A 21,113-nucleotide genomic window follows, 5' to 3' on the forward strand; every position below is an offset into this window, starting at 1 on the left:
GCGAGCCATCATGGATTTAAGTCTGAACGATGAGCAAAAAATGATCGCCGAAAGCGCGGTGGTGTTTTTGCAGGAAAAAAGCACGACGGCGCAGGTACGCAAGATGGCCGAGAGCGAAGACGGCATGGACCGTGCGCTCTGGCTGGAAGTGGTGGACATGGGCTGGTGCGGCGTGGCTGTGCCCGAGGCCGCAGGCGGCATGGGCCTGGGATGGCGCGAGCTGGTGCTGCTGCAGGAGCAGATGGGCTATCACCTGGCCTGCGTCCCTTTCTTTGATGCCGTGATCGCCCTGACACCGCTGTGGCAGAGCTTGAGCCAGACCGCGCAAGGCTTGCCCGTGGTGGAGCGCCTGGCCCAGTCCGGCCAGATCTGTGTGCTGGGCATGACGGTGCGCGGTGATCTGCCTGCCGCTGCTGTGGTCAAGGCGGATGGCGATGCCCTGGTGCTCAACGGTCAGTGGAATCAGGTCGGTTCCGGCGCTCATGCCGATGTGTTTTTGCTGCCTGCCACGCTGCCTTGCGGATCGCTGGGGCTGCTGGAGGTGGATGCCAGGGCCGAAGGCCTGACGGTGCAGGCGCTGCAGACCGTGGATGCCACGCGCAGCAGCGCCGATGTGTCGGCCGTGGACGTGAGGCTGACTGGCGCGGCTTTGCTGATGCATGGCGACGCCTTGAGCAAGCTGTGGGCGCAGACGCGCAATCTGGCCGCCATCGGCCTGGCCGCCGAGCAGGTGGGCGTGGCCGAGCGTGCTCTCGATCTGGCTGCGGACTACACCAAGGAGCGCCAGCAGTTCGGCAAGGCCGTGGGCAGCTTCCAGGGCGTCAAGCACCGCGCAGCGCAAATGCTGGTCAAGGTGGAAACCGCCAGATCGGCGGTTTACGCAGCAGCTTTCATAGCTGATACCGCCGGTGATGCAACGGATTTGACCTATTTCGCGGCGCAAGCCCGCACGGATGCTACGGAAGCCGCTCTCTTTTCCACGCGTGAAAGCATCCAGCTGCATGGTGGCGTGGGCTTTACCTGGGAGTTTGATCCGCATCTGTTCTTCCGTCGCGCGCAGGCCAGCAGCCAGCGCATGGGGACGGTGGAGCAGTGGCGCGAGCAGGTGGCCGCGCGTTTGTTGGATGAGCCTTTTGAGTCAGTTGCGGAGGCAGCATGAAGATGCAGGAATCGGAAATCAATGAAGCCTTCCGCACCGAGGTGCGCGAATGGATGGGCCGGCACCTGAGGGGCAAGTTTGCGCCGCTCAAGCATGCCAGCGGTCTGGGCGCCGAAGGCTATGACGCAGAGCTGGCCAAGGAGTGGGAGCAGGAGCTGGCCCGGGGCGGCTGGACGGGCCTGGGCTGGGAGACGCAGTATGGCGGCCGCAATCTGCCACTGGCCCAGCAGGTGATCTTCCACGAGGAATATGTGCGCTGCGGCGGCCCGGGCCGCATCGGCCACATTGGCGAGACCCTGCTGGCGCCCACGCTGATGGCTTTTGGCACGCCCGAGCAGAAGCAGCGTTTTCTGCCCGGTATTCTGGCGGGCAAGGATTATTGGGCTCAGGGCTATTCCGAACCTGGCGCCGGCTCCGACCTGGCGGCCATCCGTACCAAGGCTCAGCGCGATCCGGCCACCGGTGAATGGGTGATCAACGGCCAGAAGGTCTGGACCTCCTGGGCCCATGAGTCCGAATGGATCTTCGTGCTGGCCAGAACGGAAGAAGGCAGCTCGCGTCATACAGGTCTGACCTTGTTGCTGGTACCTCTGAATCAGCCCGGCGTGGAGGTGCGTCCGATCCGCCAGATCACGGGGACTTCGGAGTTCAATGAAGTCTTCCTTGACGGTGCCCGTACCGAGGGTGCCCTGCATCTGGGGCCCGTGGGCGACGGCTGGAAGGTCGCCATGTATTTGCTGGGCTGCGAGCGCGGTGCTTCGACACTGGGCCAGCAGGCACATTTCCGCTACGAGCTGGATCTGATCATCGCCCTGGCCAGGCGCAACGGCGCAGCCCGCGACCCGCTGCTTCGCCAGCGTCTGGCCAAGGCCGATATGGGCCTGCAGACCTTGCGTGCCCACGCGCTGCGCGCAAGCAGCGAGAACACGCCCATGCGCGTGGCCTCGGTCTCCAAGTACGCCTGGTCCAACTGGCACCGCGATCTGGGTGAGCTGGCCATGGATGTGCTGGGCGAGCAGGGCGAACTGCTCATGACCGATGCGGCGCTGCGCCCCCTGCAGCAACTGTGGCTGGTCAGCCGTGCCGACACCATTTATGCAGGCACCAATGAAATCCAGATGAATCTGATGGCCGAGCGCGCCCTGGGCATGCCGAGGTAGGCGTTCCCCCTGAGCCGCTGCGCGGCTTCCCCCTGAGGGGGACGACGGCCTTGGCTGCGGGGCGGCGGGGCCGCCTAGGCCCTTGCTGGCCGTCTCCTCGTTGGATTCGCGCTCTGGGGATTGTTGCTGAGGCGACATTAGGGAATCGCCTATCGTCCAAAGTGACGATGTTGCGGCGCAGCGTGAGAGAGATGATGAACTCAACTCTTCAATCTGACGACAAATGACAAGCGCTCCCTCCTACGTTGCCCCCCACGGTCTGCTCAAAGACAAGACTGTTCTCGTGACCGCCGCTGCTGGCGCCGGTATTGGCTTCTCTGCTGCAAAACGTGCGGCCGAAGAAGGCTGCAAGGCCTTGTTCATCTCGGACGTGCATGAGCGCCGCCTCGCCGAAGCCGTGGAGCAGATCCGGAAAGACACGGGCTTGACCCAGGTCTTCGGCAAGCTCTGCGATGTGAGCAAGGAAGAGCAGGTGCAGGCCCTGATCACCGAAGCCGACCAGACCATGGGCGGTATCGATGTACTGATCAACAACGCCGGTCTGGGCACCAGTTGCAAGGTCGTCGACATGAGTGACGAGGAGTGGAGCAAGGTCATAGACATCACGCTGACCGGCACCTTCCGCATGACGCGCGCAGCGCTCAAGGTCATGCAGCCACGCGGCAAGGGCGTGATCGTCAACAACGCCTCGGTGTTGGGCTGGCGCGCCCAGGTCGAACAGGCCCATTACGCGGCGGCCAAGGCCGGCGTGATGGCCTTCACGCGCTGCTCGGCGCTGGAAGCGGCCGAGTTCGGCATACGCATCAATGCCGTGGCGCCTTCGATTGCCATTCACGCCTTCCTCAAGAAGTCGGCATCCGAAGAACTGCTGGCCAAGCTGTCCGAGAAAGAGGCTTTCGGCCGCGGTGCCGAGCCCTGGGAGGTCGCGAACGTAATGATCTTCCTGGCCAGCGATTACTCGTCCTATATGACGGGCGAAGTGGTGTCGGTCAGCTCGCAAAGGGCCTGAGCCATGAGCGCAGTTGCGGAAAAAGTAATGTTCAACTCGGCCGCCGCCGTGCTGGCCTCGGTGGGCCGTCCGCTGGGCGAGACCGAGTGGATGCAGATCAGCCAGCAGCGCATCGACCAGTTTGCCGATGCCACGGGCGATCACCAGTGGATTCATGTCGACCCCGAAAAAGCCAGCAGTGGCCCCTTCGGCGCCTGTGTGGCCCATGGCTATCTGACGCTGTCGCTGGCCAATCTGTTTTTGCCCCAGCTCGTGGCCTATGAGGGTCTGAAGATGGGCGTGAACTACGGCTGCGAAAAAGTGCGCTTTCCCGCGCCGGTACTGGTGGATTCCTGGGTGCGCGGCAGCGGCGAGGTGGTGGCGGCAGCGCCGCTTGGCGACAACGGCGTGCAGGTCACGATCCGCATCACGGTACAGGTTCGGAACCAGGACAAACCTGGCTGTGTGGTGGAGACCATCAGCAGACTGTTTTTCCAGTGAAAAGCTGGCGAACCTTTTTCAAATGCCAATGCATAGCAGCCTGGCCAATCAATGAGGAGCGCGCCACAGCCAGGGTGGCCGTCCTCACACAGGCAACTTCGCTTGCCCAAAGCATGACGAACAAAAAATGAGGAGACAAGACATGAAAGATGCAGTCATCGTTTCGACGGCACGTACCCCCATAGCCAAGGCATATCGCGGCGCCTTCAATGACACCGAGGCCCCGGTGCTGGGCGGGCATGTGATTCGTGCGGCGCTGAACAAGGCCGGTGTGGCCGGCGAGGATGTGGGCGACGTCATTCTGGGCATCGCCGCCCAGCAGGGCACCCAGGGCTACAACCTGGGCCGTTTGTGCGGCTATACCGCAGGCCTGCCCGATTCCGTGGGCGGCATGGTGATAGACCGCATGTGCGCTTCGGGCCTGATGAGCATTGCCACGGCATCCAAGAGCATCATGACGGGTGAACTGGACATTGCCGTGGCCGGTGGCCTGGAGTCCATCTCCCTGGTGCAGAACAAGTACAAGAACGCCTACCGTGCCCAGTCCCAGGCCGTGCTGGCGGCCGAGCCCACGGCATATATCCAGATGATAGAGACGGCCGAGCTGGTCAGCCAGCGCTATGGCATCAGCCGCGAAGCGCAGGACGAGTACTCGCTGCGCAGCCAGCAGCGCGTGGCAGCCGCCCAGGCCAGGGGCCTGTTCGATGAGGAAATCGTGCCGCTGACCACCGTCAAGCAGTTGTTCGACAAGGAAGGCAATGTCACCGGCAGCGAGGAAGTCACGCTGACCCGTGACGAAGGCAACCGCGCCGACACCACGCTGGAGAGCCTGACCAAGCTCAAGCCCGTCTGGAAGAACGGCCAGTGGGTGCCGGAAGGCCGGTTCATCACCGCCGGCAATGCTTCTCAGCTGTCCGACGGCGCCAGCGCCTGCGTGGTGATGAGCGCTGACGAGGCGCGCAACCGTGGCCTGGCGCCCCTGGGTACCTACCGCGGTGTGGCCGTGGCTGGTTGCCGCACCGATGAAATGGGCATAGGCCCCGTCTACGCCATCCCCAAGCTGCTCAAGCAGCATGGCCTGACGGTGGGCGATATCGGTCTGTGGGAAATCAACGAGGCCTTTGCCTGCCAGGTGATCTACAGCCGCGACCAGCTGGGCATTCCCGACGAACGCCTGAACGTCAACGGCGGTGCCATCTCCATCGGTCACCCGTTCGGCATGTCGGGCGCGCGTCTCGTGGGTCATGCCCTGCTCGAAGGCCGCCGCCGTGGCGTGCGCTTTGTGGTGGTGAGCATGTGCATCGGCGGTGGCATGGGTGCCGCCGGTCTGTTCGAGCTCAACTGAAGCATCGTTGCGCGTGCAGCGAGAGGAGGCGAACATGATGGCCAGTGCCTACGCCCGGATGGGGTTTTCCGCATACACGCCGCCATCGATGGCGTGCGTGATCAGGGATGGAGCGATTCTCGATGGGTTAAGTCCGGCGGCCGAGGCTGCCACGGCTTCGGCCGCCGTGGCGGCCCCCACCGAGCTGATCAGTACCGAGCGTTTCAGCGAGTTCATCAACCATCTCTACGACGCCGTTTCTCAGACGGAGGAATGGGCGCCGTGCCTGGAGGTCATCCGCAAGCAACTGGACTGCAATTTCGCGTCGCTGATCATCCGCGACACCAGGGGCGAGCACGAAGGCTTGATCGTGACGGCTGCCGGCGGGCGCACGGATCTGCTGACGCACGACAAGTACAGCGAGCTCAGCCCCTTTCGCGACATGCCCAAAGAGCGCTTCATGACCATCACGGACTTGATGAGCGAGGCCGAGTGGCGCGAGAGTTTCTACTACACGGACTGGTGCCGGCTGCACAACGTCTACCATGTGATGGCGGCGAGGATCGTGACCGATGATGGCAGCGTCTACGGCCTGAATGTCACCCGGCCCGAGTCGGCGCCGGCTTTCAGCAAGCGCGACATGGCCCTGGGCCAGTTGCTGATGCCGCACATCCGGCGGGCGCTGAACCTGCATCTGGCGCTGCACCGCGACCGCCAGGTGATCTCACTGTACAGCCGTGCCACCGCGCAGCTGATGGTGGGCGTGGTGGTGCTGGACCAGAATGGCAAGGTGCTGGAGAGCAACCCGGCGGCCACCAGCATCCTGAACATGCAGGACGGGTTGAGGGTTTCGGGCGGCACGCTCGAGGCCACCTACGCCAACGACAACCGCAAGCTGCAGCGCCTGATCAAGGACGCGCTGCTGCATTCCGAGCTCGCGGGACTGGGCCTGACCGAAGGCATGTCGGCCAGCCGCCCTTCGGGCCAGCTCAACTGGGGCGTGGTGGTGCAGAGCATCTCCTCCGACGAGTGGACCGAAGGCAAGCAGCGCCCCAGCGTCGCCGTCTTTGTGCGCGACACGGGCGGCAAGGCCGATCCTCCGGTGAAGCTGGCCCAGCAGCTGTTCCAGCTGACCCCGGCCGAGACTGGGCTGGCGATTCAGCTGGCCAACGGCCTGTCGCTGGAAGAGGCCGCCGAGGCGCTCAATATCCGCCGCAACACGGCCAGAGCCCATCTGCGCTCCATCTTCTCCAAGACGGGGGTGCGTCGTCAGACCGAGCTGGTGCGGATTTTCCTCAACAGCGTGGCCTGGCTGGGGGACAAGTAGGTGCTTGGTGGAACGATCAAAAAACGGGCTTCGGCCCGTTTTTTTGTTTGCATTTGATGGCGGTCATTCAAGCCGCAAGGCTCAAGGCCTGCCGAGTGTCGGCGGCCTTTGTTGAAAGGCTTTTGCGCGGTGGAATCTTCAGCTTTCGCGGTTTCCGGTTCGAGCCCGTACCGCTGCAGACCTCCAGTGCCTCACCCAGCAGCTCCAGCTGCCTGGGGCCGCAGACCTGAACTGCGGGCGGTCCATCAGGTGTGTAGATGAAATAGTGAACGCGCAGATAGTCGTGCTTGGAGGCTACTTCCGCATAAAGACCCAGCTCGGCCGCGTACTTTTGCAGGTCTTCTGCCCATTGCTTGAGCTGTCCCAGATCTGCCCTGGGCAGTCTTCCCCGGCGTCCGTTGCTCAGCATCAGCTGCAAAGACCTTGGCAGGCCTGGCAGTCGATCCAAAACAACGTTGCCACATGCTTTCCTGACCCTCTCCCTGTTGCTGAGCTTGCGTCCCATCAGATCCTCTGAACTAGTTCAACCGTGCATGAGCTCTGAAGAATACCTGCACTCCGGCGCCCGGGCTCTTTGGGGCGTGACCTGAAGTTTCAACTTGCCGTGTTTTCGTTGAAATGCTTGCACCCTGTTGCAAATTGGGGAGGATTTAACGTGATCTGCGTTGCGCAAACCCCGCACTCGCAGGCTCTGGTGCTCATGAGGCTATAGCTTCAGGCGCTTGATTTGTGAGGGTTTTGAAAGGGATTCCTTGGAATCTTAATGAGAGAAAGCGCTGAATGCTCTTGTTTTGATAGTGAATGCCTGGCGCCTAACGGGGGATGGGACAGAGCTTGGCGCTGTTGGCGACCGCCGTGAAGGATTGCCGGACAGCGTTGTAGCGGTGCGCGATCAGATACGGGGTGCATTGGTCTGTGCCGCGCGCGCAAGTCTGCATGGCAACGCATAAGTGGCGGCCATGTCCCCAGACCTTGGCAGGCGGCTTGTCGAGTATGCCTTCGTAAAGAATCTGTTCTTGTTCTGCGCCATCTTTGCTGCTGCGCCAGCGGACCGAAATCTCTGTGGCGAAATGGTCATACCCAGCGTAGCGATAGCCGGAGAAGTATTGAATCGCTCCGACACCAGGGACGGAGGTGCTGCCTGAATCCTGGCTCTCCCAGTCCAGGGCTTCTTCGGCATGCGTGGGGGAGGAGAGCTGCAGTAGGAATATCGCAAGCAGGGGCAGCGCGCGGCAAACGATGAGCTGGAGTTTGCGCCGTGAGCGCCGGGTCGATTTATCCGTTGCTCTGCCGATTGATAAGTCCATCAAGCCTCCTGCCTGGTACGTCCTATAAGGAGCGCATAGAGTGATGCAGCCAGGGACGGTAGCTGCCGCCTCGTGCCTGCTATCTGCTCAGATCGTGCGTGCTGAACCGGGGCAACCAGACTGACGATCTGCCCGGATTTCAGAGTGTAGCTGCAGGCAGATCTTTGGCTGAAACAGCTCCTGTAGCTCTTCGTGACGGGTATGTGCTGGTGCTGCGCAAGTGTCTGGCCAACAAAAAAGCCCATGGAGAAAACCATGGGCCTTTTCGTGGGGAGCTCAGATCAGGCGACGGCCGCCTTTTCGCTATCGGCTGTGTATGCCACCATGCCGCGAGGCACATACTTGCCCTCGCACTGCTCCAGATAATCGGCCGCCTTGGCGCGCGGGTTGTAAAACTGCTTGTACCAGATACGGGCCTTGAGGAAGGCGCCGTCGCTGGGAATGAACAGCGGGTTCAGGCAGGGAGCCTTCTGCGACCAGACCTCGAAGTCCTGTGCAAAGGCCAGGCGGCTGGCTTCCTGGAACTGCTTGGCGGCGATTTCGTCGGCCTTGGTGGGCCGGCCGCCATGTGCGGTCTTGACCAGCAGGTTGTGCCAGACCTTGATCCTGCCGTCCTCGACGGGGGTGTGCATGATCATCATGAAAGAGTTGAACATGCCGCTGAGCTTGGCGACCAGGATGGCGGGGCCGTGGTACCAGGTGTCGGTATGCAGATCGGTACTGGCACCGCCTTCGCCGACCAGGGTGCGGTGACCGCCGCACTGGCGCTGAATGGCGTTGTGACCCTTGAATTCATTTTCGAAGCGCGTCACGGTGGAGCCATGGATGGGGCTCAGATGGCCGTAGTCGGCAATATTGTCCACGACCTCCATGGGGTGCTGGTTCAGCTCGCCCAGATAGTCCCACTGACCGTTGACATAGGTTTCGTCATGCCAGTCGCCAAAGCTGGGCAGCTCATAGTCGGGCTCGCCGCCTTCGGGGTCGAACCAGACCCAGATGGCTCCGTATTGCTCGACCACCTTCCAGCTCTTGACTGCGGCCGCTGCGGGGATGGCGCCGTCGTGATAGGGGATGTGGTTGCACTTGCCGTCTGCGCCGAAGCGCCAGCCGTGGTAGGGGCAGCGGATGCCGTCGCCTTCCACATTGCTGCCGCCGCCGTCGATCACCACATAGCTGGTGGTGTTGGGTGCTGCCAGATGGGTCTTCATATGGGGGCAGTAAGCGTCCAGCAGAATCACCTTGCCGCTTTCGCGGCCACGGTAGAGCGCGAAATCCTGGCCGAAGAAGCGTACGGCCACGGGCTTGTGGGTGTCTAGCGCCTTGGCCTCGGAAATCATGAACCAGCCACGTGGGTAGGTGAATTCACCGAGGCGGTAGTCCTTCGTGGTTGCCATTGCAGAGGTCTCCGTATTTAGTTTTGGACGGATGAATCTTCTGGCATGGCCCCAGGCTGCGCATACTCTGTTTGGACGAGTGGAGATGTGGCTTTGATCTTGCGCAAACCACCCAGGGTTTGCACCAATCCGAGTGTGAGTGCGTGCTCAAGCCTTGAAGATGGAAACTCTGTCATTCAAGAAAAAACCGCCTGCAGCCCGGTCGCTGCAAGCGGCTGCAGCTACAAAATCTGCAGTCTTAGATGCCGAGGCCAGCTGCATGGCCCGAATGCATGGCTCCCTCGATATAGCCGAGGTCGTTGCAGTCGCCGATGCGGCGCACGGGAGTCTGGGTCAGCGATTGGATCAGCTCCGCCACGCTGGAGTCGGCCTCTGCACCCAGGGCCAGCACCACGGAATCGGCAGGCGTGCGGCATTGCTCGCCGCTCTTGTCGGTCCAGATGACCTCCTTGCGTTTGATCTCGGTCACCGTGGCCTGCATCATCAGCTTGCCATGGGCCTTGATGGCGTCATAGACGCGCCAGCGGCGCACGATGGGCAGTTCGGAGCCGGGGTACGTGCCGGGGTCCAGCACGGTGACTTCGCGGCCGCGCTCGAGCAGGAACTCGGCCAGCTCCAGCCCTACCAGGCCTGCGCCGATGATGGTCACGCGTTTGCCCAGCGGCATCCACAGCTTGGACAGGTTCTGGATGGCGGCCGTGCTGTCCGTGACCTTGAGCATGCCGCCGGCCTTGAATAGCGCGCGCTCGGCCAGGCTGAGCTTGGCCCTGGCGATCTCGTCGGCGCGGTCGCCCGTCATCAGGCGGCGCAGCTCGTCGCCGCTCCAGACATGGCTCTGGTCCGCGCCGGGAATGGCCGGGGCTGCGCGTCTGGCGCCGGTGCCGACCAGGATTTCGTCGGGCTGGAGTTTGGCCAGCAGCCCGGTATCCACCGTGGTGTTCAGGCGTACCTCGATCTGCGGGTGCTGCATCTGCCTGACCAGATAGTCGAGCAGGCGGCCGTTTTCCGGGTAGGCCAGGGCTGCAAAGAACAGCGTACCGCCCAGGCGGTCGCTGCGCTCGGCCAGCGTGACGCGGTGTCCGCGCAGGGCTGCCACGCGCGCAGCTTCCATGCCCGAGGGGCCGCCGCCCACGATCAGCACATGCCTGGGCTTTTCGGCAAAGGTGATGGCCTTGGTGGTTTCGTGGCCGGTCTGCGCATTGACCGCGCACTTGATGCCCTTGTTGATGAAGATTTCGCTCACGCAGGCATAGCAGTAGATGCAGGGGCGCACATCCTGGGCGGCATTGGCATGCAGCTTGTTGGCCAGCTCGGGCTCGGCCAGCAGCTTGCGGCCCATGGCCACAAAGTCGATCTCGTTGTTGCCGATGGCCTTGGCCGCATCGTCCAGCTCCCAGCGGCCGGCCGAGATGACGGGAATGTTCACCGTCCTCTTGAAGCGAGCCGCGAACTCGCGGTAGGCATTGGGCTTTTGCGGAATTGGCGCATCGGTGAAGGCCGAACCCGTGGGCAGGCGCGCATAGGCCGAGACGCTGATGGCGTCCATGCCCAGCTCCTCGCAGAGCCTGGCGGTCTTGAGCGCCTCGTCCATGGCGATGCCGCCGGGCGTGTGCATTTCCTCGGCATCCAGGCGTACCCAGACCGGGAAGTCGGGGCCCACGCGCTTGCGCACCTCGGTCAGCACCTCGCGCAGCAGACGGCTGCGGTTTTCATAGCTGCCGCCGTATTCGTCGCTGCGGCTGTTGAAGTAGGGCGAGAGGAAGTTCGCAATCATGTAGTTGTGCGCGCAGTGCACTTCCACCGCATCGAAGCCGGCCTGCCTGGCGCGCATGGCGGCGGCGCCAAACCATTCGATCATCTGCGCGATATCGGCCCTGTCCATCACGCGGTAGCGGTCCGGGTGCGGGCCCACGCCCACAAAGGTCGAGAACTCCTTGGGCGTGATGGTGCTCATGGCCTCGGGTACGGGCGCATCGGGCGGAATCGAGGACACCCACATCTCGCGGCCATGGCTGCGGTCATTGGCCGCGACCTTGCCGCTGTGGTTGATCTGTATGGCCACCTTGCCGCCATGCGCGTGCACGCGGCGCGTGACTTCGGCCAGACCCGGAATGAAGTCGTCGCTGGAGATGCCCAGCTGATGGGGTTCGCTGGTACCCGTGGGCCAGGAGATGGCGGCCGTACCCATGATGACGAGGCCGGTGCCGCCCCTGGCGCGTGCTTCGTAATAAGCCTGGGCGCGCTCGCCGCAGATGCCGTCGAGGCCTCCATAGTTCTCGCCCATGGGCGCCATGACGATGCGGTTCTTCAGCTCCATGGTGCCGATACGCCCTGGCTGCAGCAGGGATGCGTGGGGATTGCTCATATTGCTTGCTGTCTCCTTTGGTGATTGACCGATTTCGGCTTCTTCTGGGATGGTGTTTGTTGCATCGATCCTGTGCGCAGTGCGGGCATCTTCGGTGACGATGAATTGCAGATTGGCTTGAGAGTGGTCGGTGCAGAAGAGGGCGGCTCTGCGTCTGATCCTGCAGCCATGGCATGCATGGAGCCCATCGGAATTCGCTGCTTGAGGGCGATAGGGTCAGCGGTGCTGGACTGCAGGAGAAGGGTGGGCATGACCGGGTTTGTGCGTGCGCAAATCTTGCTCCGGTGGGGAATGACCACGGTAAGTTTTCCCTGGGGGACTCACATCGTCCGTTTGCATGTAGTCCGGTTTTTCGCGATGGGTTTTGATGTGCGCCATCACAACCCAGGCAAAAGGAAGAAAGACATGTCCACCATCGTGATGAGCGGCTGTGCCACAGGCATTGGCGCTGCCACGCGCAAGGCGCTGGAGGCGGCTGGTCACAAGATCATCGGCATCGATATCCGTGATGCGGAAGTGATCGCCGACCTTTCCACGGCCCAAGGGCGAAAGCAGGCCATTGCCGATGTGCTGTTGCAGTGCAGCGAAGGCATGGACGGTGCGGTGCTGTGCGCAGGCCTGGGAGTGCAGGTCAAGCCCGCAGGCAAGGTGACTTCGGTCAACTACTTCGGCGCGGTGGAACTGCTGGACGCCTTCTTGCCCGAGCTGCAAAAAGGCCATCGGCCTGCCGCTGTCGTCATCTCGTCGGTCGCTTCGGCCCATCTGGCCTGGGACAGAAACCCGCTGGCCGCAGCCTTTGAAGCCGGCGATGAAGCCCAGGCTGCCGCCATTGTGGAGGGGGCGGGCGATCAGGGCGGCAACCTGGCTTATGCAGGCAGCAAGAACGCACTCACTGTTGCCGTGCGCAAGCGCGTTGAGACCTGGGGCAAGGCCGGCGTGCGTCTGAACACCGTTGCCCCTGGTGCGACCGATACCCCGCTGCTGCAGGCGGGTCTCAAGGACCCGCTATATGGCGAATCGATCGCCAGGTTTGTGCCGCCGTTGGGCCGCCGTGCCGAGCCCTCGGAAATCGCGGCGGTCATCGCTTTCCTGATGAGCCCCGCCGCCAGCTATGTGCATGGCGCGCAGTTCGTGATTGACGGCGGCATTGATGCGCTGATGCGGCCGACAGCGTTTTGATCCCACGGCCTTTGCTGGGGGCAGTCCGCGTTGCGGGGTGCTCCTTGCTGGCCATTTTGTGCTTGGACAGTGCCGGTTTTCAGCGGCATTCATTGAAAGGATGATGGAAGATGAACACCATAGAACATATGACGGGCGTGGTGCAGCGCTATGTGGCTGCACTGAATGCCGGCGATCTGGAGGCCATTGTTGCCCTGTATGCCGATGACGCCACGGTCGAAGACCCCGTGGGCTCCGAGCCTCAGCGAGGTATCGCGGCGATTCGGGCTTTTTATGCCGGCGCGCTCAGACTGCCTTTGCAGGTTGCTCTGCAAGGCGAGGTGCGGGCCGTCGCCAACGAAGCGGCTTTTGCCTTCAGCGTGAGCGTTGAATACCAGGGCCGCAAGACCGTGGTCGCACCCATCGACCATTTCCGCTTCAATGAAGCCGGCAAGGTGGTCAGCATGCGCGCGCTGTTTGGTGAGCAGAATATGCACGCGGGTTGAGTGTGAGCCGCTGCGGAGCAGAGCCTGATCTGCTCCTGATTTCAAAGCTGCTTGCGCTTGATTGATAGAGGGATTGCACATTAACCATGCTGAACTCTATGAATATCAGGCGCAAGCAGCTTTTGTTTTGATAGCGATTCATGTGCTGCTGTGAGCAGGGGGAGCGCTTGCGCAATTTCAAGCAATAGGGATAGGGTACGCTGAGGGCTGCCACCCCGCACCACCATGCACCGATGTGCAGCAAGCTCCAATGACCTCCCTATCTCGCGCGTTTTTGGCGCTGATTCTTGTATTCCTGTCCTCGTCGGGATTGGCTCAGAGCCTGAGCTTGACATTCGACGACGGTCTGAATCCCGATACGCAGCCCGGAGCGCGGGAATGGAACCAGCGCATCCTTTCACATCTGCAACAGGCGGATATCTCTGCAATGGTGTTTCCGTCGCTGGCGCGTACCGGAACTGGTGCAGGCCTGGATCTCATCATGGATTGGGCGCGGGCCGGCCACGCGGTGGGCAATCACACCTCCAGGCACCGCAGCCTGGCATCGGACCAGGTGACGCTGGCCGATTTTGTGCGGGATGTGAAAGAGGGCGATACGGTCCTGAGTCACTTTCCCACTTGGGAGCCCATGCTGCGCTTTCCTTATCTGAAGGAAGGCGACACGACCGAGAAGCGCGACGGCATGCGGGCCTGGATGAGGGCCAACGGTTACAGAGCCGCGCCTGTTTCCATCGACGCCAGTGACTGGTACTACAACCAGATCTATTCGGCCCACGCAAAGAGCGGCGCGCAGGAAAAGGCCGCCCAGGTCAAGAAGGCCTACATCGAGCATCTGCTGGATCGGGCCAGCTATTACGACGGCCTGGCCAAGCAGGTGCTGGGGCGAAGCCCCATGCATGTGATGCTGCTGCACACGAATGAAATCAATGCAGCTGCCCTGCCACAGGTGATTGCGGTGTTCCGAGAGAGAGGTTGGCACTTTGTGGCACCCAAAGCTGCGTTTGACGACCCTGTCTACTCTTTGCCGGTCAACACATTGCCTGCTGGCGAAAGCCTTATTTGGGCCAGTGCAAAAGCCGCAGGGCTTTCCGGGCTGCGATATCCGGCGGAGGATTATGTCTACGAAGAGCCCAAACTCCGATCGCAATCGCTGCTGCCCCAAGGCTCCTCAAGATAGGGAGGGCATTTGCCCTCTCTTGAGCCTGCTCACTCACCCTTGAACGCAGGCCGTCGCTTCTCGATGAACGCATTCATGCCTTCCTTTTGATCGCGTGTGGCAAACAGGATCTGGTTGGCCTTGCGCTCCAGCATCAGGGCGGTGTCCAGAGAGGCATCCATGCCGGCAATCACGACTTCCTTGATCTGCTCCGCGGCCAGCGGCGGCATGCTGGCAATCAGCTTCGCCATTTTCAGTGCCTCGGGGATGACCTGATCGTCCTCGCAGACCAGGCTGACCAGACCCATGGCGTAGGCTTCGTCAGCACTGACGGGTTTGCCGGTCAGCAGAATGCGCATGGCCTGGAACTTGCCCACGGCGCGCACCAGGCGCTGGGTGCCGCCGATGCCGGGCATGATGCCGATACAAATCTCTGGCTGGGCAAAGCTGGCACCCTTGCCGGCGATGATGATGTCGCAGTGCATGGCCAGTTCCGAGCCACCGCCAAACGCATAGCCGCAAACGGCGGCAATGACGGGTTTCGGGCATTTTTCGAGGGGCGCCCAGACGCGCTCGGTGTGGCGTTTCATGATCTCTATGGGACCGCAGGAGTCCATGCTCCGGATGTCGCCGCCCGCCGCAAACACCTTGTCACCACCGGTCAGAACGATGCAGCGCACGCCGGCGTCTGCGCTCAGCTCGGCGAAGGTTCGGGACAGTGCTGCCTGCAGGGAAAGGCTGAGCGCGTTGCGCGCCTGTGGGCGGTTCATGCGCAGCACGGCCACGCCGTCCGGACTGTGTTCCACGATGAGTTCGGGTTCGCTGGACGTCACGTTCTCCGCGGCCTGGCTGCCTGCTGGGTTCATCCCTTGCTCCTGTTTTTCTGGCGTTGCATGGCGCCCATGCTGTGCCGCGTCAGGGCGGCAGTCATCGTCCTTTTGGACGTATCTGTCGACAGGGGTGAAACCTAAATTGGGGCCATGGATACAAACCACGAATACCAAAACAAGGTGGTGCTGGTCACGGGCGGCACCAAGGGAATCGGCAAGGGCATTGCGCAGGCGTTTCTTGCGGCGGGGGCCACGGTGGTGGTCTGCGGTCGCCAGCAGCCCGACGACCTGCCAATGCATGGCGGGCGCAGCGCCGGCTTCATCGCCTGCGATGTGCGCGAGGCCCAGGCCGTCCAGGCCCTGGTGGACGAGGTGCATGCGCGCCACGGCCGGCTCGATGTGCTGGTCAACAACGCCGGCGGCGCACCGGCGGCGGACGCGGCCACGGTCTCGCCGCGCTTTCACGAAAGCGTGCTGCGGCTGAACCTGTTTTCCACGCTGCATGCCTCGCAGGCAGCCAACGCCGTCATGCAGCGGCAGCCGGGCGGCGGCGTCATCGTCTGCATAGGCAGCGTCAGCGCGCTGCGTCCCTCGCCGGGCACGGCGGCCTATGGCGCGGCCAAGGCGGCGGTGCTCAACCTGGTCGGCTCGCTGGCCGTGGAGTGGGCGCCCAAGGTGCGTGTGGTGGCCGTGAGCCCCGGCCTGGTGCGCACCGAGCAGTCCCACCTGCACTTTGGCGATGGCGACGGCCTGGCCGCCGTGGCGCAAACCATTCCGGCTGGCCGCCTGGCCGAGCCTGAGGACATTGCCCAGGCTTGCCTGTACGTGGCCTCTCCCCGCGCCTCGTACATGAGCGGCACCAACCTGCTGCTGCACGGCGGCGGCGAGCGCCCGGCTTTCCTGGGGGCCTCGAACGCGGAGCCAGGCGCCGGGCATGTGGCGGCTTAGGCCGCCTGATCCCATGGCCCCAGTTGCCGGCTGACCAGAAAAAAATTCCAAAGGAGACGAACGTGAGCGATCAAGACTGGATGGAGCAGGCCCGCGCCCTGGTGGGCCGGCAATACGGGCGCATCTACGCCTGGGACCCGGTCAACCGGCCCATGATTCGCCATTGGTGCGAGCTGATGGGCGTGGAGATGCGCAGCAACGCCGAGGGCCGGGCCATTGCGCCGGCGGCCATGCTGCAGGTCTGGTGCATGGCCGGCCCCGAGGCCAACCACTACCCCGAGGGATCCACCACCGACAACCCCTTCGAGGTGCTGGGCTGCCTGGAGGCTCAGGGCTTTGCGGCGGTGGTGGCGGTGAACTCCGAGTTCAGCTTTGCACGCGATGTGCTCGAAGGCGAGCGGCTGTACTGCACCACGCGGCTGGAGAGCCTGAGCGAGCAAAAGACCACGGCCCTGGGCGTGGGCTATTTCGTGACGGTCGTCATGGACTACTACGCCCAGGGCGAAGCGGGTGGCGCGGACGATCCCGTGGGCCAGCAGCTGTTCCGCGTCTTCAAGTACCGTCCCGCGCAGCAGGCCAGGCCGGTGGCTGCCGGCGCGCCGTCCGTGCCCGTGATTCCACGCGCCATGCCGGGTCTGAACGACGACAACCGCTTCTTCTGGGAAGGCGCCCAGCAGGGTCGGCTGCTGATCCAGCGCTGCCAGGGCTGCGGCGACCTGCACCATCCGCCCGGGCCGGTCTGCCCCCAGTGCCAGAGCTTCGAGTGGGACACGGTGCAGGCCAGCGGCCGGGGCACGGTGTACTCCTATGTGGTCATGCACTACCCCGAGGTGCCGCCCTACGAATACCCGAATCCCATCGGCCTGATCGAGCTGGAAGAGGGCGTGCGCGTGGTCGCGCAGCTGGTGGGCGTCCAGCCCGATCAGATGCAGATCGGCATGCCGGTGCAGGTGGAGTTCAACACCTTCGGCGAGTTGACCCTGCCGCAGTTCCGCCCTGTGGCTTGAGGAGCTTGTCATGGACTTTCAATTCAACGAAGAACAGAGTGCCTTCGCGGACATGGCCCGGGGCCTGTTTGCCGATTACTGCGGCGACGACCAGCTGCGCGAGCACGACCGCTCGGGCCGGCCCTTCATGCAGCCGCTGTGGCAGCAGTGCGTGGCCGCGGGCCTGCACGGCATTGTGGTGCCCGAAGCGGCCGGCGGACTGGGACTGGGCGCGACCGAGCTGATGGCCGTGCTGGAACAGCAGGGCCGCGCGCTGGCCCAGGTGCCGCTGTGGCAACAGCAGGTGGCGGTGGCCGCGCTGGCCCGGTTTGGCGGCGATGGCCAGAGCATTGGCGCCGTCATCGAGGCGGCCATGCAGGGCGAGCTGCTGGCCTTGTCGCTGCAAAGCCTCACGGCCAGCCGCGGCGCGCCGCTGCGCCTGGCGGACCAGCGCCTGAGCGGGCGCCTGCAGGCCGTGGCCCTGGCTGGCCAGGCGCATTGGGCCCTGGTGGCCGCCGAGGTCGACGGTGGCGAGCCTCGGCTCGCTTTGGTCGACCTGCAGGCGGCCGGCGTGCAGCGCGTGCAGGGCATGCGCCAGGACTACTGCGGCGTGGCCGACCTGGGCTTCGAGGGCACGCCCGTGCTGGCCGTGCTGGGCGCGGGCGCTGCTGCCTGGGCGCAGGAACAGGCCACCGCCTGCCTGGCCGCGCTGCAGCAGGGCCTGACGCAGGAGCAGCTGCGCCGCACGGTCGAGTACGTGAGCGAGCGCCAGCAGTTCGACCGGCCCATAGGCACGTTCCAGCTTGTGCAGGGGCAGATGGCCGACGGCTACATCCTGCTGCAGGCCCAGCGCAGCGCGCTGTGCCAGCTGGTGTGGCGCCTGGATGCGTGCCTGCCCTGCGTGCCCCAGGCGCATGCGGTGCGCGCCCAGTCCAACGAGCTGGGCCTCAAGGTGGGCCGCATGGCCCAGCACGTGCATGGCGGCATGGGCGTGGATGTGACCTACCCCATGCACCGCTTCCTGCTCTGGTGCCGCGCGCTGGCGGCCGAGCTGGGCAGCGCCGAGCACCACCTGCAAGCCCTCGGCCAGTGGCTGGCCGGCCACGGCTGCCTGGGCTGGAAGTACGACCTGCCCGAAGACCGATAAGAAGAGTGTTCCAAGGAGACAACGCGATGAGCAAGCCAAGCCCCCGCTTCGAGACGGTGAACGTCGGCGATGAACTGCAACCCCTGAGCGTGCCCGTCACCGTGCCGCTGATCACGGGCGGCGCCATCGCCACGCGCGACTACCAGAACGTGCACCACGACGCCGATGCCGCGCGCGCCCTGGGCTCGCCCCACATCTTCATGAACATCCTGACCACTAACGGCCTGGTGCAGCGCTTCGTCGAAAGCTGGGCCGGCTCGGGTTCGCGCCTGATGGACCTGAAGATCCGCCTGGGCGCGCCCAACTACCCGGGCGACACCCTGCAGTTCACCGGCGCCATCACCGGCAAGCACGAGGCCACGCGCAGCGTGCAGGTCGCGCTCAAGGGCACGAACTCCATGGGCGCACACGTCAGCGGCACGGTACAGGTCGCACTGCCATAAGAACGATTTGGGGAGACCGCACGGTGAATGACCTGAACATTTCCGGGCGCGCGGCCATCGTGGGCCTGGGCGCCACCGAGTTTTCCAAGCACTCCGGCCGCAGCGAGCTGCGCCTGGCCATGGAGGCCACGCTGGCCGCGCTGGCCGATGCCGGCATAGCTCCGAAGGAGGTGGACGGCTTTTCCTCCTACACCATGGACAAGGTGCCCGAGTACGAGATCGCGCGCCTGCTGGGACTGCCGAACGTGAGCTTCTTCTCGCAGGTGCCGCACGGCGGCGGCGCGGCCTGCGCGCCCGTGCTGCACGCGGCCATGGCCGTGGCCACGGGCGTGGCCAAGACCGTCGTGGTCTACCGGGCCATGAACGAGCGCAGCTGGTACCGCTTCGGCACGGGCGACTACGGCTTTCGCTCCCAGCCGTTCTTCGAGAGCGTGAACTTCGGCTGGTACATGCCGCACGGCTTCCACACGCCCGCGGCCTGGGTGGGCATGTTCGCGCGCCGCTACATGCACACCTATGGCGCAACCAGCGAGGACTTCGGCCGCGTGGCCGTGGCCGTGCGCGACTTCGCTGCCACCAACCCGGCGGCCTTCTTCCATGGCAAGCCCATCACGCTGCAAGACCACCAGCAGAGCAAGTGGATCTGCGACCCGCTGCGCCTGCTGGACTGCTGCCAGGAGTCCGACGGCGCCGTGGCCCTGGTCATCACTTCCAGCGAGCGTGCGCGCGACCTGCGGGCCAGGCCGGTCTACATCAAGGGCGCGGCCCAGGGAATCAGCGCGGGCCAGCAGTCCATGACCTCGTTCTACCGCGAGGACATCACCGGCCTGCCCGAGATGGGCCATGTGGCGCGCCAGCTGTGGCGGCAAAGCGGCCTGGGGCCCAAGGACATACAGACGGCGGTGCTGTACGACCACTTCACGCCCTTTGTGCTGACCCAGCTTGAGGAGTTCGGCTTCTGCGCGCGCGGCGAGGCCAAGGACTTCGTGCGCGCCGGCCAGCACGCGCGTGGCGGCCTGCTGCCCATCAACCCCCACGGCGGCCAGCTGGGCGAGGCCTATATCCACGGCATGAACGGCATTGCCGAAGGCGTGCGCCAGGTGCGCGGAACCTCGGTCAACCAGATTGCCGACGTGCGCAACGTGGTGGTCACGGCCGGCACCGGCGTGCCCACCAGTGGCCTGATCCTGGGCGATGCGGTTTGAGGGAGATGCCATGTTCATTGATCTGACCCCCGAGCAGCATGCGCTGCGCCTCCAGTGCCGCGACTACTTCCAGGCGCTGATGACGCCCGAGCTCAAGGCCCGCATGCGCGGCGCCGAGGGCGGCGACGAATACCGCGCCCTGATCCGCGAGATGGGCCGCGACGGCTGGCTGGCCATAGGCTGGCCCAGAGAGTACGGCGGCCAGGGCCTGTCGGCCACCGAGCAACTGATCTTCATGGAGGAGGCCAATATCGCGGGCGCGCCGCTGCCCTTCGTGACCATCAGCACCGTGGGCCCGGCGCTGATGGCGCACGGCTCCGAGGCGCAGAAGCAGGAGTTCCTGCCCGGCATGGCCAGCGGCGACACTATCTTCGCCATCGGCTACTCCGAGCCCGGCGCGGGCTCGGACTTGGCCGTGCTCAAGACCCAGGCCAGCCTGCAGGGCGACCTGCACAGCGGCCACTTTGTGGTCAATGGGCAGAAGCTCTGGACCTCGGGCGTGGAGGCGGCCGACTACGTCTGGCTGGCCGTGCGTACCAGTCCCGATCTGGCGCGCCACAAGGGCATTTCCATCATGGTGGTGGATACGCGAGCCCCCGGCTTTTCGCACACGCTGATCGAGACCGTGGGCGTGTACACGGCGGCCACCTACTACGACAACGTGCAGGTGCCGGCCAGCCGCCTGGTGGGGCCGCTCCACGGTGGCTGGAAGCTCATCACCGCGCAGCTCAACCACGAGCGCCTGGGCCTGGGCGCCTGGTCCGACAAGGTGTTCGGCCCCTTTACCCGGGTGCTGCAATGGGCCAAGGCCAGGGACGAGGACGGGCGCTGTGCCATGGACCAGGCCTGGGTGCGCCGCAGCCTGGCCGAATGCTATGTGCGGCTGGAGGCCCAGCGCCTGACCAATCTGCGCATTGCCGCCAGCCTGGAGGCCGGCGCGCTGGATGTGAGCCTGGCCTCGGCTTCCAAGGTCTATGGCTCCGAAGGCGTGGTCGAGGTGCTGCACAAGCTCATGGACATCGTGGGCAGCAGCGCCCTGGTGCGCGGCGGCTCGGCCGCGGCCTATCTGATGGGCGAGCTGGAGTACGAGCTGCGCGTGGCCACCATCAACACCTTTGGCGGCGGCACCAACGAGATCCAGCGCGAGCTGATCGCCCAGTTCGGCCTGGGCCTGCCGCGCCCGCAGCGCTGAGCATGGCGCCCACAAAA

Annotated in this window: 20 protein-coding genes; 15 read left to right on the forward strand and 5 right to left on the reverse strand. The window is 64.2% G+C overall.

Annotated elements, in window-relative coordinates:
* Positions 1-10 precede the first annotated feature (10 nt).
* The 6 genes from QMY55_RS06845 (at position 11) to QMY55_RS06870 (ending at position 6,459) form a co-directional block, all read left to right on the forward strand.
* Positions 11-1,159 (forward strand): acyl-CoA dehydrogenase family protein, encoded by a 1,149-nt coding sequence (locus tag QMY55_RS06845; RefSeq protein WP_283487915.1) that lies wholly within the window; start codon positions 11-13, stop codon positions 1,157-1,159.
* A complete protein-coding gene (locus QMY55_RS06850; protein ID WP_283487916.1) occupies positions 1,156-2,319 on the forward strand; it encodes an acyl-CoA dehydrogenase family protein in 1,164 nt (387 codons plus the stop codon). Before QMY55_RS06845 ends, QMY55_RS06850 begins: the two co-directional genes overlap by 4 nt.
* Before the next feature lie 223 nt (positions 2,320-2,542).
* On the forward strand, positions 2,543-3,328 hold the full coding sequence (locus QMY55_RS06855; protein ID WP_283487917.1) for an SDR family oxidoreductase: 786 nt from the start codon (positions 2,543-2,545) through the stop codon (positions 3,326-3,328).
* A 3-nt stretch (positions 3,329-3,331) separates the two neighbouring features.
* Positions 3,332-3,808, forward strand: coding sequence for a MaoC family dehydratase (locus tag QMY55_RS06860; protein WP_283487918.1), 477 nt, complete (start codon positions 3,332-3,334; stop codon positions 3,806-3,808).
* A 142-nt stretch (positions 3,809-3,950) separates the two neighbouring features.
* On the forward strand, positions 3,951-5,153 hold the full coding sequence (locus tag QMY55_RS06865; RefSeq protein ID WP_283487919.1) for an acetyl-CoA C-acyltransferase: 1,203 nt from the start codon (positions 3,951-3,953) through the stop codon (positions 5,151-5,153).
* A gap of 34 nt (positions 5,154-5,187) precedes the next feature.
* A complete protein-coding gene (locus QMY55_RS06870; RefSeq protein ID WP_283487920.1) occupies positions 5,188-6,459 on the forward strand; it encodes a helix-turn-helix transcriptional regulator in 1,272 nt (423 codons plus the stop codon).
* Between the two features lie 67 nt (positions 6,460-6,526).
* Here the strand turns inward: QMY55_RS06870 and QMY55_RS06875 are convergent, their stop codons facing one another.
* From QMY55_RS06875 to QMY55_RS06890, 4 genes are all read right to left on the reverse strand, one after another.
* Positions 6,527-6,868 carry a hypothetical protein gene (locus tag QMY55_RS06875; RefSeq protein WP_283487921.1) on the reverse strand — a complete coding sequence of 114 codons (342 nt, stop codon included), beginning with the start codon at positions 6,866-6,868 and terminating at the stop codon, positions 6,527-6,529.
* A 403-nt stretch (positions 6,869-7,271) separates the two neighbouring features.
* Positions 7,272-7,766, reverse strand: a complete 495-nt coding sequence (locus tag QMY55_RS06880; RefSeq protein WP_283487922.1) for a hypothetical protein — start codon at positions 7,764-7,766, stop codon at positions 7,272-7,274.
* A 281-nt stretch (positions 7,767-8,047) separates the two neighbouring features.
* Positions 8,048-9,160, reverse strand: a complete 1,113-nt coding sequence (locus tag QMY55_RS06885) for a Rieske 2Fe-2S domain-containing protein (RefSeq protein ID WP_283487923.1) — start codon at positions 9,158-9,160, stop codon at positions 8,048-8,050.
* Between the two features lie 238 nt (positions 9,161-9,398).
* Positions 9,399-11,525: an oxidoreductase gene (locus tag QMY55_RS06890; protein ID WP_283487924.1), complete on the reverse strand. Its 2,127-nt coding sequence runs from the start codon at positions 11,523-11,525 to the stop codon at positions 9,399-9,401.
* A gap of 405 nt (positions 11,526-11,930) precedes the next feature.
* Here QMY55_RS06890 and QMY55_RS06895 point away from each other — a divergent pair, with 405 nt between their 5' ends.
* The 3 genes from QMY55_RS06895 (at position 11,931) to QMY55_RS06905 (ending at position 14,366) form a co-directional block, all read left to right on the forward strand.
* Complete coding sequence (locus tag QMY55_RS06895) at positions 11,931-12,704, forward strand: 3-alpha-hydroxysteroid 3-dehydrogenase (protein ID WP_283487925.1); 774 nt, start codon at positions 11,931-11,933, stop codon at positions 12,702-12,704.
* Positions 12,705-12,814: 110 nt separating this feature from the next.
* Positions 12,815-13,189: a steroid Delta-isomerase gene (locus QMY55_RS06900; RefSeq protein WP_283487926.1), complete on the forward strand. Its 375-nt coding sequence runs from the start codon at positions 12,815-12,817 to the stop codon at positions 13,187-13,189.
* A gap of 250 nt (positions 13,190-13,439) precedes the next feature.
* A complete protein-coding gene (locus QMY55_RS06905) occupies positions 13,440-14,366 on the forward strand; it encodes a polysaccharide deacetylase family protein (protein WP_283487927.1) in 927 nt (308 codons plus the stop codon).
* A 29-nt stretch (positions 14,367-14,395) separates the two neighbouring features.
* Here QMY55_RS06905 and QMY55_RS06910 read toward each other — a convergent pair whose 3' ends face one another.
* On the reverse strand, positions 14,396-15,211 hold the full coding sequence (locus QMY55_RS06910) for an enoyl-CoA hydratase (RefSeq protein ID WP_283487928.1): 816 nt from the start codon (positions 15,209-15,211) through the stop codon (positions 14,396-14,398).
* Between the two features lie 114 nt (positions 15,212-15,325).
* On the opposite strand from QMY55_RS06910, the gene QMY55_RS06915 reads away from it, so the two are divergent.
* From QMY55_RS06915 to QMY55_RS06940, 6 genes are all read left to right on the forward strand, one after another.
* Complete coding sequence (locus QMY55_RS06915) at positions 15,326-16,123, forward strand: SDR family oxidoreductase (protein WP_283487929.1); 798 nt, start codon at positions 15,326-15,328, stop codon at positions 16,121-16,123.
* A gap of 62 nt (positions 16,124-16,185) precedes the next feature.
* A complete protein-coding gene (locus QMY55_RS06920; RefSeq protein ID WP_283487930.1) occupies positions 16,186-17,130 on the forward strand; it encodes a Zn-ribbon domain-containing OB-fold protein in 945 nt (314 codons plus the stop codon).
* 10 nt (positions 17,131-17,140) lie between these two features.
* Positions 17,141-18,256, forward strand: a complete 1,116-nt coding sequence (locus QMY55_RS06925) for an acyl-CoA dehydrogenase family protein (RefSeq protein WP_283487931.1) — start codon at positions 17,141-17,143, stop codon at positions 18,254-18,256.
* 26 nt (positions 18,257-18,282) lie between these two features.
* A complete protein-coding gene (locus QMY55_RS06930) occupies positions 18,283-18,699 on the forward strand; it encodes a MaoC family dehydratase (RefSeq protein ID WP_283487932.1) in 417 nt (138 codons plus the stop codon).
* Between the two features lie 23 nt (positions 18,700-18,722).
* Positions 18,723-19,904 (forward strand): lipid-transfer protein, encoded by a 1,182-nt coding sequence (locus QMY55_RS06935; protein ID WP_283487933.1) that lies wholly within the window; start codon positions 18,723-18,725, stop codon positions 19,902-19,904.
* Positions 19,905-19,914: 10 nt separating this feature from the next.
* Positions 19,915-21,096: an acyl-CoA dehydrogenase family protein gene (locus QMY55_RS06940; RefSeq protein WP_283487934.1), complete on the forward strand. Its 1,182-nt coding sequence runs from the start codon at positions 19,915-19,917 to the stop codon at positions 21,094-21,096.
* Positions 21,097-21,113 lie beyond the last annotated feature (17 nt).

It is taken from the genome of Comamonas resistens (assembly GCF_030064165.1).
GTDB classification, from domain to species: Bacteria; Pseudomonadota; Gammaproteobacteria; order Burkholderiales; family Burkholderiaceae_C; genus Comamonas; species Comamonas resistens.

Coding starts and splice junctions, on each gene's coding strand:
- QMY55_RS06845 (WP_283487915.1), top strand. CDS start 11: ATGGATTTAAGTCTGAACGATGAGCAAAAAATGATCGCCGAAAGCGCG.
- QMY55_RS06850 (WP_283487916.1), top strand. CDS start 1,156: ATGAAGATGCAGGAATCGGAAATCAATGAAGCCTTCCGCACCGAGGTG.
- QMY55_RS06855 (WP_283487917.1), top strand. CDS start 2,543: ATGACAAGCGCTCCCTCCTACGTTGCCCCCCACGGTCTGCTCAAAGAC.
- QMY55_RS06860 (WP_283487918.1), top strand. CDS start 3,332: ATGAGCGCAGTTGCGGAAAAAGTAATGTTCAACTCGGCCGCCGCCGTG.
- QMY55_RS06865 (WP_283487919.1), top strand. CDS start 3,951: ATGAAAGATGCAGTCATCGTTTCGACGGCACGTACCCCCATAGCCAAG.
- QMY55_RS06870 (WP_283487920.1), top strand. CDS start 5,188: ATGATGGCCAGTGCCTACGCCCGGATGGGGTTTTCCGCATACACGCCG.
- QMY55_RS06875 (WP_283487921.1), bottom strand. CDS start 6,868: ATGCTGAGCAACGGACGCCGGGGAAGACTGCCCAGGGCAGATCTGGGA.
- QMY55_RS06880 (WP_283487922.1), bottom strand. CDS start 7,766: ATGGACTTATCAATCGGCAGAGCAACGGATAAATCGACCCGGCGCTCA.
- QMY55_RS06885 (WP_283487923.1), bottom strand. CDS start 9,160: ATGGCAACCACGAAGGACTACCGCCTCGGTGAATTCACCTACCCACGT.
- QMY55_RS06890 (WP_283487924.1), bottom strand. CDS start 11,525: ATGAGCAATCCCCACGCATCCCTGCTGCAGCCAGGGCGTATCGGCACC.
- QMY55_RS06895 (WP_283487925.1), top strand. CDS start 11,931: ATGTCCACCATCGTGATGAGCGGCTGTGCCACAGGCATTGGCGCTGCC.
- QMY55_RS06900 (WP_283487926.1), top strand. CDS start 12,815: ATGAACACCATAGAACATATGACGGGCGTGGTGCAGCGCTATGTGGCT.
- QMY55_RS06905 (WP_283487927.1), top strand. CDS start 13,440: ATGACCTCCCTATCTCGCGCGTTTTTGGCGCTGATTCTTGTATTCCTG.
- QMY55_RS06910 (WP_283487928.1), bottom strand. CDS start 15,211: ATGAACCCAGCAGGCAGCCAGGCCGCGGAGAACGTGACGTCCAGCGAA.
- QMY55_RS06915 (WP_283487929.1), top strand. CDS start 15,326: ATGGATACAAACCACGAATACCAAAACAAGGTGGTGCTGGTCACGGGC.
- QMY55_RS06925 (WP_283487931.1), top strand. CDS start 17,141: ATGGACTTTCAATTCAACGAAGAACAGAGTGCCTTCGCGGACATGGCC.
- QMY55_RS06930 (WP_283487932.1), top strand. CDS start 18,283: ATGAGCAAGCCAAGCCCCCGCTTCGAGACGGTGAACGTCGGCGATGAA.
- QMY55_RS06940 (WP_283487934.1), top strand. CDS start 19,915: ATGTTCATTGATCTGACCCCCGAGCAGCATGCGCTGCGCCTCCAGTGC.